The organism is Chitinophaga skermanii (assembly GCF_003259335.1).
GTDB classification, from domain to species: Bacteria; Bacteroidota; Bacteroidia; order Chitinophagales; family Chitinophagaceae; genus Chitinophaga; species Chitinophaga skermanii.
In genome coordinates this window covers 167,015-179,424 of the sequence record NZ_QLLL01000001.1, presented here as the reverse complement: position 1 = coordinate 179,424, position 12,410 = coordinate 167,015, and the positions used below count along the sequence as shown (strand labels likewise).

Below are 12,410 nucleotides of genomic sequence, written 5' to 3'. Positions count from 1 at the left end.
TCCTGTCGTTTTAACCTGCCATAGTTTTACAGCATGAATAATTTACAGGAAAGAATCGCGCAAATTGACTGGTCGCATGTCACCCAGCAACTGCACGACCATGGTCATGCCCTCGTGCCCCAACTTCTACATAACACCGAAACGAGCGAACTAGTTGATTTTTATCATCAGCCCCAGCATTTTCGTAAGAAGATCATCATGGAACGCTATCGTTTTGGGCTGGGTGAGTATCAATATTTTCAATACCCTCTTCCTGCCATCTTACAAAACATACGAGAAAATGTATATACACATTTAGCACCTGTGGCAAATACTTGGATGAAGGTTTTACAAATTCCTCAACAATACCCAGCAACATTACAACAACTGCACGAACAATGTACCGCGGCGGGGCAAGACTTACCGGCTGTTTTAATACTCAAGTACGGTATTGGCGGGCATAATACGCTACACCAGGATTTGTACGGCGATGTGTATTTCCCTTTGCAAGTGGTGCTATTTTTGAATGAAGATTATGAAGGAGGTGAATTTGTGTTAACACAGCAAACACCACGGGCCCAATCGAAAGTTACGGTATTATCACCCCGTTGCGGCGATATGCTTATCTTCACGACTAATTTCAAGCCGGTAAAAAGTGTAAAAGGGTATTATAGGGCACATATGAAACATGGCGTTAGCGAGGTAAGAAGTGGTCAACGGTATGCTTTGGGTATCATTTTTCATGATGCAAAAACTTGATAACATGGTAACAGCACAAGTATCGCTTGGAGCTAGCATGTTTGCCCAATTAAGGGGCATTGTGCAACATGGGTTCCGGTACGCAGGAAATCAATCATTAAAGATATACGGCACCTTACAATGCACTAGCGGCAAGCGCATGAAGCCTAAGAACCGGGTATTTTTTCATTCGTTGGAAGAAGCTGCAGCAGCGGGCTATAGACCTTGCGGCCATTGTATGCGCGCGGCTTATGCAGCATGGAAAATAAATAAGCAAAATGGAACTATTTGATTATAGCCACGAGAATCTTTTACCACATAGTGGCGCGGTATTTTATTTCCCGCATTTCTTTTCTCCTAAAGAAAGTGATTCTCTTTTTCATACGCTTCAAACGGAAGTACCTTGGCAACAAGAATCCATTAAGATTTTCGGCAAAATTGTTCCCCAACCCCGGTTAAGCGCATTCTATGGCGATACCGATAAACCTTACACTTACTCTGGCCTTACTTTGCAAGCACACGCTTGGAGTGGCGCGTTATTGCAAATTAAAACAGCTGTTGAAAAAGTAAGTAAAGTGGTATTTACAAGTGCATTGCTCAATTATTACCGCGATGGTAACGATAGCATGGGTTGGCACCGGGATAATGAAAAAGAGTTGGGTTACCAGCCTACCATTGCTTCCGTTAGCTTTGGTGCAACCCGCACATTTCAATTACGGGAATATTCAAGTAAGCAAAACCAACGAAGTATTGATTTACAGCATGGCAGTTTACTGTTGATGCAAGGCGATACGCAGCATAATTGGGAACACCGTGTGCCTAAAGCCACGCGTATACAATCGCCACGTTTGAATATTACCTTTCGTGTTATTTTACCGTTGTAATGCTTATTCTCCTGGCATTTTTGCCAAGGTGCGCCATAAATAAATAACCAGGTATGCTTCCCAACCTGCAAAGTCTTTGAAGAGGGTTTCTATTTTACCAGTTTCATTACGTTGGGCAATGATACTGTGTTGTTCCAAGGCTTTTAATAAACCTACATCGCCATGTGGTACACACGAAAGCTCGTGTAGTGATTTCATAAGGGCGTAGTTGGCGGTCCATATACCAATGCCGCGGAGGCTTGTGAGGGCTTTTTGTTTATCGGTGAGGGAGGGTAAGTTAGCGAGTTGGGGTTTGCTAAGGCTGCCATCGGCGAAGGCTTGTGCGAGTGTTAACACGTATTCTGCTTTCTTTTGGGAAAATTGCATAGCACGTAGATCATCGATGGAGGCGGTTAATAGCTGTTGCGGGGTGGGAAAGATGTAGAATTTTTCGTCGTTGTAAGTCAACGTTGTACCGAACTTTTCTACCATGCGGCGTTTCATTTTATAGGCGAATGGTAGGTTAATTTGTTGACCGATAATGCTCCAACAGAGGGCTTCGAATAAGTCTACAATCCCAATCAGCCGTAAACCGGCGTACGATTCGCGCATGTAAGCGAGTACAGGATGTACCGATAAGCGCACATAGAAAGGAGCAATGTTACGGTCGAGATCGAACCAGTCTTGGATGTAGGAAGCAATGTATTGTTGCAGCGGTTCGTGTAATTCAGCATTCAGTACTTGTACCTGTAAGCCTGCTGGGTGGGCAGAAATGCTGAACAATACGGGTACATCATCAAACAACAAAGCCTTATAAATTGTGTCGTTTTTCACCAGGTGCATGCAGTCGTCGAAATTGCGGTGCAAGAACCAAGCACATTCTTTAAAACTGAATGCATGGTGTGTTGGAATAATAAAAACCTTTGATTGCATCATACAAAACTATTAAAACAGGCACATTCGGCACACCCATTTGTTGCTATGAAATAATATACTAGCTGCAAAAGAAATACCTAAATTTGTTTCCGCACAAATATTCATTCCATGAGATACATAACCCTTTGCCTAGTATTGCTTGTAGCCTTATTTGCTTGTCAACAAAAAACAGTTGTAAAACGCGACAAAGTAGATTCCACCTTCAACAACAACCATAAAAGCACTGTTATTACCCACCATGTGGAAATACCGGGAACAGAAGCGGAAGATTGCATATTTGATACAAGTTCATATAAAGTAACGACAGATCTTATTTACGCCTTCAATCCACAACAAAAATTCAATTGGAACCCCAACACTAAAATAGCCACCTTATTCTTCGACAATAATGATTCTATGCAGTTGAGCATTGGTGGTTGCGATGTTTACGTATACCAAGCACAATACTTCACGGCGCTTGAAAGAATGCCGGATACTACCTTTCTTTTAGAAAAAGCGGCATGGATGGCGGAGAACTTTTTTGAAGATGACTTCAAGGAGGTATACACTAGAAACATCGCTAATAAAACGTATACAACTGAAACACAGGAAGGGGGCATACATTACCATATTGAACCTGGAACGGATGGAGGGAATCATCACTACAACGGGATTGATATTATGAGGGAGAACAATGTTGCAACAGTGTCTATCATAGGTGCTATTGATTAATTACAGCACTGGATAATTTCGGAATTGAACAACCCGTGTATCAAAACCGGACATTCTATTGTAATAGAAACAATGTAATTAATTGAAAATCAATACCAACAAGTATTGGCACATTTTTTCTAATAGTAGGAACAGCCTAAAGCTTATTCAACCAAATTCAACGATCATGTTTACCAATTTTTTCAAAATAGTGCTTCGCAACCTAGTTAAACACCGCTCTTACGCGATGATTAACATAGCGGGCTTAGCCATCGGGTTGATCGCGTGCTGGACGATATTATTGTATATCTACGACGAATGGAGTTTCGATCGTCATTATCCCAAAGCTAACCGCATTGCCCGGATCGTTGAAGAGGCCACTTGGCCTCGTGGTGAATTGAGATTGGCGCCGAGTTCTGCCCCCATGGGACCAGCCATTAAGAATGATTATCCTGAAGTGGAAGCCTTTGTACGTTTCTTGCCAGAAGGCGGCAACGTGGTTGCTGTAGGGGAGAATAAAATACCGGCCAGTAAGGGTATTCTTATTACAGATCCAACAGCCTTCCAAGTATTTGATTTCGTTCCAGTTGCCGGTGATGTTACCACCGCCTTGCAAGGACCCGGTAAGATTGTGTTGACCAAATCTATGGCGGCAAATCTATTCACCGATCCCGCGTTGGCACTAAACAAAGAAGTAAAGGTGGATAACGAAACAGCCATTGTGAGCGCTGTAATTGAAGACCAACCTGCTAGTACACATTTACAATTCTCGGCTTTACGTTCAAAATTAAATAGCATAGAAGAACTTACTTGGCAGAACTTTGAATTGTACACCTATGTATTACTCCGCGAGGGTGTAAACATGCAACAATTTGAACAGAAGGTACAGCCATTCTACCAGAAATATTTACACGAGCAAATGGGCGTTACATCATTCCATTTGGGTGTACAACCGCTTACAGCTATTCACTTGCACTCTCACTTGGATTACGAATTAACACCGAATAGCAATATTCAGTACGTGTATATATTTTTGATGGTGGCATTGTTGGTGCTGATTATTGCGTGCATTAACTATATGAACCTAGCCACAGCTCGTTCTACACTTCGTTTGAAAGAAGTAGGCGTGCGCAAAACGTTGGGATCGAATATTCAACAGCTAACGAAGTTATTCTTAACGGAATCGTTTATTGTAACAAGCTTTGCAGCTTTATTGGGTGTGGGTGGATTATATGTTTTATTACCTTACTTCAACGACTTTACAGACAAACATTTGTTTGTTGGTATGTTTGGCTGGGGTTATACAATCCTTATTTTCATTGGGTTTATAGCTTTGATTTCGTTGATGGCTGGTCTATATCCTGCACTATTCATGGCTAGAACAAATGTTATGAAAGCTTTGCAAAGTGGGAAAACCAATGCGCATAGTGCTTTCAGAAAATCGCTGGTAATCTTCCAATTCGTAATAGCCATTGCTTTAATTGCCATTTCGATTCTAACTTATCAACAATTACGCTTCGTTTCTAAAACCAACCTTGGTTTCAACCGTGATCAAACCTTGTCGTTCCACATAAATAATGAAGAAACTCGCAGGAATATACAGGCCTTCAAAGAAGAAATTATGAAAAGCCCGCATATAGAAAGTGTAGCTTCTTCCAGCAACGAAATAGGTACTAACTACATCGGTGCGCGGGGTTACTGGGTACAAAATGATGCAGGAGAAATGCCTGATGGTAGTGTAACTGCCAACCAATTGTATATCGATGGCGATTTCTTAAAAACTATGGATATCCAGTTAGGGCAGGGTCGCAACTTTGCTTTCCAAACGGGCGACCAATATAGTGCGGTGATGGTAAATGAAGCCTTTATTAAGAAAATTGGATTGAAGAACCCGCTTGGTAAAAAAGTAGAATTTAAAATCGATCAACAAGGTACGAAAGCACAACGCCAGATTGTGGGTGTGGTGAAGGATTTCCATATATATTCTTTACAACATAAAATTGAACCGCTCATTTTACTAATGCCACCGGTACGCGAAATGGAAGACAACCTTTTTGTACGTTTCAAAAAGGGTCAAATCCCGGAAGCGCTGGCATGGCTCAAAAAGGTGTATGCGCAGTTCGATCATGAGAACCCGTTCAGTTATACGTTTGTAGACGAGAACTTCGCGAAGCAGTATAAAAGTGAGCAGCAGCAAAGCCAGGTGTTATTGATTTTTACGGCATTGGCTGTATTTATTGCTTGCTTGGGACTATTTGGCTTAGCGGCCTTTATGGCAGAACAACGCACGAAAGAAATCGGTATCCGAAAAACGTTAGGAGCATCCGTTCAAAATATCGTGGGAATGTTATCTGCCGACTTTATGAAACTTGTATTCATCGCTGTATTATTGGCTTTACCGCTCGCTTGGTGGGCTATGAGCAAATGGTTGCAAAGCTTTGCCTACCATGTTCAAATCAGCTGGTGGATATTTATAATAGCAGGATTGTTAGCGTTTATTGTGGCTTTAATGACGATTGGTTATCAAGCCGTGAAAGCAGCAACAGTAAATCCTGTAAAGAGTTTGCGAGCACAATAGGTTTATCTTTTGGTTGACAGCTAAGAAAACATTGTTCGCCATTCTAACAATGAAAAAGTCCTCTCTACTTGTAGGGAGGACTCTTTTTTATGTAGATGATTACATTTATTATTCAGGCCAATCTAACAAACCGAAGTCGGTTACAAGGCGGCAGATATTACCATTGGTGTCGAAGCCAACATACGATTGGTAAATACCATCACCCCAACCTGTAGAGAAGATCGCTACATTTTGGTTTTTCTTTTGCCAAAGCAACCATGAGCGGGTATCTTCAAAATTTTCATCCAGTTGTTCTACTACTTTCTCATAGTATTTTTCGTCTTCATCATAAGCAGCGGTATAAGCTTCGTGGCCGCTAAGGTCCATAAAGCTACCCGTACCTGAATCTACGCCGTAGCCGAACATCGTACCGTTTTCTACTTCACTACGATCTTGTCCTTCAATTAAAGCGAATTCCCATTTAACGGGTGCTTCGTTGGAGAATTTGATACGAGCGAAGCCGGTGCGTTCGTCTTCGTTAGCAGAGATTTTAGCGATCGCGAGTTCAACGGGGAATTTGCCTTTTGGGAAATTGTCGGTGAATGGATCGTCGCCATAGAAGGTGAAAGCATCACAGGCTATTATTTTGCCGTCATGGATATTTAAATCCCCTACGGGCTGGTTGTAAAATTCAAAAACATCACCGTCTTCATCCGTTTGCTTATATCCCGTCACGAAAGCATCTTCGAGATAAGCTGGGTACTTAATATTGCTCATTTTGAAAAATTTCTGGTCCAAAGTTAAGGAGAATGGCCAGTTCGGCCGAGATAAAAATTCTTCCTGCTTCAAACCCAATAACAGCAAGCTTTATAGCATTGTTCTATATATCAAAAGTTGTCATTACCTAAAAAAAATCTACGCCGGTTTAAAATTTAACTATCTTTGCAATTCATCAGATGATATGACGTTTAAGCAAAAACATACACCCATCAAAAAGTCTTCATTAGCGGAAGAAGTGGCTGGCCAATTACAGGCAATGATTACGAGCGGGAAATACAAAATAGACGAAAAGTTACCGACAGAACCGGCACTCATGGAGCAATATGGCGTCGGCCGTTCTTCTATCCGCGAGGCGATACGTATACTTGAGAACAACGGCATCGTGCGTGTTCAACAGGGATCGGGGACGTATGTGGCTGCCACGAAAGTAACGGAGCCATTGACTAAAAAGTTCCAACGAGCTAAGTTGCAAGACTTGGATGAGTTACGAAAGATGTTGGAAGTGAAGATTGCGGAGAAAGCGGCGGTGAATAGGACGGAGAAAGACATACAAAAGATGCGTACGGCCTTAAGTAAGCGTCACCAGTTTAGCCTGGAAGGCAACTTAGATGCTACCATCGAAGCGGATATCCAGTTCCACAGCGCCATAGCAGAAGCAGCTAAAAACATTGTGTTATTGGATTTATATCAAACCATAGCAAGGCATATTCAACAAAACTTCAAAGAAATACACGAAAACACCGATGCATTTACGTTTTCGCAGGATTTACACCAGGGATTATTGGATGCTATCGTAGCGGGCGATGTACAAAAAGCCACCGTATGTATCACTAAAATCACGTCGGACGATTACGACGATGACATATAATTTCAATCACTTAACACACTAGGCGAGCTCTAGCAAATTCAGCATCATGGCAACATTACTACAGGAAGAACAAAAAAACATTGCTTCCGAGGCTGTGAAATCAACCGTGTTTTCCATCTTGGTGGCACTGAGTTTCACGCATTTACTGAACGATACCATTCAATCGTTGATACCCTCTATTTACCCAATTTTGAGCAAGGAATTAAACTTAAATTTCTCGCAGATTGGGATGATTACATTGACATATCAATTAACTGCCTCGATTTTACAACCGGTGGTAGGATTATATACAGATAAAAGACCGCAACCTTATTCATTAGCGATAGGCATGTTCTTTACACTGGTGGGGATATTATGCTTAAGTTACGCACATAACTTTGCCTTTGTGTTATTCTCGGTAGCCTTGGTGGGAGTAGGTTCAAGCGTTTTCCATCCAGAAGCCTCCCGCATGGCGCATATGGCAGCAGGCGGTAAAAAAGGTTTGGCACAATCACTCTTCCAAGTAGGTGGTAATGCCGGTTCATCACTTGGACCATTATTAGCCGCATGGATTATTACGCCGCGCGGACAGGGCTCTATTATCATCTTCTCAGCTTTAGCTGTATTGGCAATCGCGGTAATGCTATGGATAAGCAAATGGTACAAGGCGAACTTGCACTTACAAAAACCTAAAGTAGCAAAAACAGCCATGGGTATTTCTCAACCTGCTTTGCCAACCAAAACAGTGGTTATTTCCATTGGTATACTATTGTTCCTTATCTTCTCGAAATACTTCTACATGGCTAGTATGACTAGTTATTATACTTTCTACCTCATGGATAAATTCAAAGTATCGGTTGAAGATTCCCAGATTTACTTATTCATCTTCTTATTTGCCATTGCTGCAGGCACGATCATCGGTGGACCGGTAGGCGATAAAATTGGTCGTAAGTACGTGATTTGGATTTCCATCTTGGGTGTTGCACCGTTTACTTTGCTATTACCTTATGTAGGATTAGCTGCTACGGTTGTATTAAGTGTATTCATTGGTGTGATATTATCTTCTGCATTTAGCGCGATTTTAGTGTATGCTACTGAATTAATTCCCGGCAAAGTTGGAATGGTAGCAGGTTTATTCTTTGGCTTGGCCTTTGGTATGGGCGGCATTGGATCGGCTGTAATTGGTAAACTCATCGATATGACGAGCCTGGAGTATGTATATAAACTCTGTTCCTTCTTACCACTGCTAGGCTTACTAACTTACTTCTTACCGAATGTAGAAAAGAACAAAGCGTAACAACGCCATTCAATATACAGTAAAAGCATCTCTACAAATGCAGAGATGCTTTTTTTATACCTGCGAGGTTTATGCACTTATAATTACAGTAACATGCTTGCTACTAATTAATTTAACTACGATAGGTGAGTATAAAAAGTGAGCCTTAAGTGAAATTTATTATACCATATTTTCACACTTAATCCTTCCTGGTAGCTATTCTAAAGCATATGATTCTCATGTACACCGAATTACTTCGGCAAATCAAATCAATGATAGTAATGTAAAGGGGAAAAGAATTTAACTAATGCTTTATGCTAATTGGGAGGTTACAATTGTGCTAACAAACATTTGTTGATATAACAATTATTGTTTCTTCAATTTTCTTTTTAATTCAGCCACTTCAGCTTGCAGTAATAAGCATTCTTCATCTTTTTCAAGTTTCTGTGCCTTTAGGATTGAATAGGCATCTGCTAAGCTGATATTCTTTTCTTTTTCGTGCAAATACTTATCGCGGTAATCATGCTTAGCGGGACGTGCAAAAGGCTCATTATCTTCGGCTACCATCCAATTAAAGGCATCGAATTGGTGCGGGGTAATACCTAACAAGGAGCATACGTTTGTTAACATATTATAGTCGAAGGTTTCTTCTTGGAACAAGGCGTAAAGTGCACTTCTTTTAATTTTAAGATTGATGGCGAAACGGGTTTTGTTGATACCATATTCTGACAATAGGCTTAACAAGCGTTGTCCATGATGAGGCGTGTACTGGTAGTTGTCGTCTTGTAAACTGTAAAATTCTTCTTCATCACAATTCAGCAAGTATAAGAACTCTTGGAGTTTGCTGCGCTTAATGAATTCCTTTCTTAAATAATAGTGAGCAGATTGATAAGCGAACCCTACGAGGAGGCTAAAGTCCTTTACAGTCATATTCCGCTTTGTTATTAACCTTCGCAAGAGAATGCCTTCGTGTACCCACTTATGGTTATAATAGGCCATATAAAGTTGTTTTTAATTCGCAATTATAATCATTATTGATGAATTATGTGCAAAATAAACAAACATTATAAGGATATATTATTCAGAATGAGAATTAAACTGTTACATAAAAAAAATTTCGCATAAAACAGTTTGGCCGGAATTTTGTTTAGCTATGAAAACAGATATTTGCACGCAAATTCGAACTCAAAAATTAAGTGTATGAAAAAAATCTTCGGTGCTATTGTAGCCATGGGTATGGCAGCCGTTATTCTTAGCGCATGTTCCTCCAGCCAAAAAGCGCCCACCGCTAACAGTCAAAAAAGAGCTGCCATGGGTACTTGGGTGCTGAACAATATCAGCTTCGAAGGAGTTCCTAGCGACCTCCGTGTAACGACTGTTTTAAACGGTATTCCATATAAATGCTTGCAAGGTAGTGTGTGGACATTACCTGGTAACTATTATGGCACGTACACAACAAGCGTTTCAGACCAAGGTTGTCAACCTGGTACGCAAAGAATCGTTTGGGGTACGATTAACCAAAACGGCGTAATCATGTTACAGTTTAAAGAAATATATGAAGGTGAGAAGCCTAAGAACGTAACAGAAGGATTCCGTGTTGAGTTAACAAGCGTAGATGGTAATAGCATGGTATGGAGAGCGCCTTTCGCAGCGGGTAACCAAACTGCCTATGTAGTTTACCAATTCAGCAAACGTTAATACCAAATAACTTATTCACAATCAATAGGATCGGTTGTAAACAGCCGGTCCTATTTGTTTTTAGGCCGTTCCTTTACTTTGTTCCGATATAATACCAGCTTTTAGTTATCTTTGCGTTCCCTTATTGAATTTTGTACATGAAAGCATTAAATTTCTTTATCAGATACCGCTTACCAATCGGTGTTCTTTTGTTAGTAGGTGGATTGGCTTTAACCTTTACGGTTGGCTTTTGGGAAGCGTTTACACTGTTTTTGTTAGCGGTTGTATGCTTCGTTACACATTTCATGTTTGGCCCTATGCGTTTGGTGCAAGAGGCTGCTGAAGCCGGTGATATTGATGGTGCCATGAAATTGATGAACCAAGTTAAATTCCCGAAATTATTATACAAACCTATTCGCTCTGTTTACTACTTCTTACAAAGTAACTTCGCGATGCAAACGAATGATTTCGATAAAGCGGAAGCTAACATTCGTCAAAGTTTGAAAGCAGGTAGCCCCATGAAAGAAATGGAAGGTATGCAATACTTCCAACTTGGTATGATTGCCGCTCAGAAAGGTGATTTAAAGAATGCAAGTGATAACTTGAAACGTGCTTTGAAGATCGGTTTACCTGATAAAGAAAATAAAGCAGCTGCATTATTCGCTTTATGTAATATTTCTGCCAGTAAAAGAGATTTCAAATCTGCGAAAGAGTATTTACGTCGTGCGAAAGAATGCAAACCAACAACTCCGCAAATCGTTAATGAAATTAGGAATATGGATAAGAATTTATCCCGTATGCCTGGTTGATCCAAGATATTTTGGCAAGCAAACAAATTAGAAAGCCTCCTGTATGGGAGGCTTTTCTTTTTATACTAATTGATCTAATGCTTGTTGTAAATCGTTCCACAAGTACCCCGCATCTTCCAAACCGAAATACACTCGTATCATTCTGTGCCTTGGGTTTGTACCGTCGAATTCATTTTCCGGTACAGATGCACATGCAGGAAATATCAAGCTCTCATAGCCGCCCCATGAAACGGCCATTAAGAAATGTTTCAATTGATTGCAACACTGCTCGATTTGCTCGCGGCTTTGGGTTTTGAGTTGAATTGTTACCAAGCCACATGCATCTTTCATTTGCGCTTTCGCTAGTTCATACTGTGGGAAACCAGGATCGAAAGGAAAATGAATGGCTTCAATAGCAGGATGCGCTTTCAATTTAGGCCAAATTTCGTGTGTAGTAGCCGATACCCGTTGTAGCCTAATCTCCATTGTTCGTAACCCTCTCAACAACAACCAGGCATTCATAGGCGAAATACCACTGCCTATGTTCAAGTACTCCGAATTGAAGATTTGTTTCATCTTTTCCGCGGAACCTGTTAACACACCAGCCATTACATCACTATGTCCACCAATATACTTCGTAGCGGATTGTAATGCCATGTCAATCCCCATAGCAATAGGTTGTTGATTCAATGGCGTACAAAAGCTATTATCAATAATAGATACTATGCCATGTTGCTTCGCCCAATGAGCTACTGCGCGTAAATCTTGTAATTCGTAAGTAAATGAATTGGGCGATTCTAAGTACACCAATGTTGTATTGGCTTGACGGGCTTCAATGAAGTTTTCGATTTGAGTACCATCGATAAACGTGGTGGTTACACCAAATCGTGGCAGTATCACCTCAAACATTTTCCTTGCCCAACTGTAAGGATCACGTACCGAAATAATATGATCCCCTTTTTTCACTTGCGATAAAACAGCGGCAAAAATAGCGGCCGCACCGCTACTGAATACGAGGGCATCTTCTGCACCATCGAGCGCTGCCAGTTTAGTTCGGAGAATATCCACCGTGGGGTTCTTACCGCGCGAATACAAATAGCCGCTATATTCATCCATTAACAGTTCACGCATAGCGCCTACTGTTTTGAATGAAAAATTGCTGCTTTGCATGATCGGCGGGGCAATACTATTGAAATACAGCTCTCGCTCTTCCCCTAATTCATTCATGATAAATGATACATCCATAATTTTCAATTCTCCGCCAAGCAGGTGGTCAAGG

The 12,410-nt window shown here is 40.9% G+C and carries 13 protein-coding genes; 9 read left to right on the top strand and 4 right to left on the bottom strand.

What is annotated here, in order from left to right:
* The first annotated feature begins 33 nt into the window (after positions 1-33).
* The 3 genes from LX64_RS00795 to LX64_RS00785 are packed head-to-tail and all read left to right on the top strand — an operon-like array spanning position 34 to position 1,601.
* Positions 34-738: a 2OG-Fe(II) oxygenase gene (locus LX64_RS00795; RefSeq protein ID WP_111595702.1), complete on the top strand. Its 705-nt coding sequence runs from the start codon at positions 34-36 to the stop codon at positions 736-738.
* Complete coding sequence (locus LX64_RS00790; protein ID WP_245952507.1) at positions 722-1,009, top strand: Ada metal-binding domain-containing protein; 288 nt, start codon at positions 722-724, stop codon at positions 1,007-1,009. Before LX64_RS00795 ends, LX64_RS00790 begins: the two co-directional genes overlap by 17 nt.
* Complete coding sequence (locus LX64_RS00785; RefSeq protein WP_111595701.1) at positions 996-1,601, top strand: alpha-ketoglutarate-dependent dioxygenase AlkB family protein; 606 nt, start codon at positions 996-998, stop codon at positions 1,599-1,601. The genes LX64_RS00790 and LX64_RS00785 overlap by 14 nt, the downstream gene beginning before the upstream one ends.
* A 3-nt stretch (positions 1,602-1,604) precedes the next feature.
* On the opposite strand, the gene LX64_RS00780 is transcribed toward LX64_RS00785, so the two are convergent.
* Positions 1,605-2,516 (bottom strand): DNA-3-methyladenine glycosylase family protein, encoded by a 912-nt coding sequence (locus LX64_RS00780; RefSeq protein ID WP_211324706.1) that lies wholly within the window; start codon positions 2,514-2,516, stop codon positions 1,605-1,607.
* 108 nt (positions 2,517-2,624) lie between these two features.
* Between LX64_RS00780 and LX64_RS00775 the strand changes: the two genes are divergently transcribed.
* Complete coding sequence (locus LX64_RS00775; RefSeq protein ID WP_111595699.1) at positions 2,625-3,227, top strand: hypothetical protein; 603 nt, start codon at positions 2,625-2,627, stop codon at positions 3,225-3,227.
* 166 nt (positions 3,228-3,393) lie between these two features.
* On the top strand, positions 3,394-5,784 hold the full coding sequence (locus LX64_RS00770; protein ID WP_111596312.1) for an ABC transporter permease: 2,391 nt from the start codon (positions 3,394-3,396) through the stop codon (positions 5,782-5,784).
* 108 nt (positions 5,785-5,892) lie between these two features.
* Here the strand turns inward: LX64_RS00770 and LX64_RS00765 are convergent, their stop codons facing one another.
* Positions 5,893-6,540 (bottom strand): DUF4241 domain-containing protein, encoded by a 648-nt coding sequence (locus LX64_RS00765; protein ID WP_111595698.1) that lies wholly within the window; start codon positions 6,538-6,540, stop codon positions 5,893-5,895.
* A 184-nt stretch (positions 6,541-6,724) separates the two neighbouring features.
* Here LX64_RS00765 and LX64_RS00760 point away from each other — a divergent pair, with 184 nt between their 5' ends.
* Together LX64_RS00760 and LX64_RS00755 are read left to right on the top strand one after the other, a co-directional pair.
* Positions 6,725-7,411, top strand: a complete 687-nt coding sequence (locus LX64_RS00760) for a FadR/GntR family transcriptional regulator (RefSeq protein WP_111595697.1) — start codon at positions 6,725-6,727, stop codon at positions 7,409-7,411.
* A 46-nt stretch (positions 7,412-7,457) separates the two neighbouring features.
* Complete coding sequence (locus LX64_RS00755; RefSeq protein WP_111595696.1) at positions 7,458-8,687, top strand: MFS transporter; 1,230 nt, start codon at positions 7,458-7,460, stop codon at positions 8,685-8,687.
* Between the two features lie 345 nt (positions 8,688-9,032).
* Here the strand turns inward: LX64_RS00755 and LX64_RS00750 are convergent, their stop codons facing one another.
* Positions 9,033-9,665, bottom strand: a complete 633-nt coding sequence (locus tag LX64_RS00750; protein WP_148707148.1) for a hypothetical protein — start codon at positions 9,663-9,665, stop codon at positions 9,033-9,035.
* A 201-nt stretch (positions 9,666-9,866) separates the two neighbouring features.
* On the opposite strand from LX64_RS00750, the gene LX64_RS00745 reads away from it, so the two are divergent.
* Together LX64_RS00745 and LX64_RS00740 are read left to right on the top strand one after the other, a co-directional pair.
* Positions 9,867-10,364, top strand: a complete 498-nt coding sequence (locus LX64_RS00745) for a lipocalin family protein (protein ID WP_111595694.1) — start codon at positions 9,867-9,869, stop codon at positions 10,362-10,364.
* A 137-nt stretch (positions 10,365-10,501) separates the two neighbouring features.
* Positions 10,502-11,152 (top strand): tetratricopeptide repeat protein, encoded by a 651-nt coding sequence (locus tag LX64_RS00740; protein WP_111595693.1) that lies wholly within the window; start codon positions 10,502-10,504, stop codon positions 11,150-11,152.
* 60 nt (positions 11,153-11,212) lie between these two features.
* On the opposite strand, the gene LX64_RS00735 is transcribed toward LX64_RS00740, so the two are convergent.
* Complete coding sequence (locus tag LX64_RS00735) at positions 11,213-12,376, bottom strand: trans-sulfuration enzyme family protein (RefSeq protein ID WP_111595692.1); 1,164 nt, start codon at positions 12,374-12,376, stop codon at positions 11,213-11,215.
* Positions 12,377-12,410: the final 34 nt, after the last annotated feature.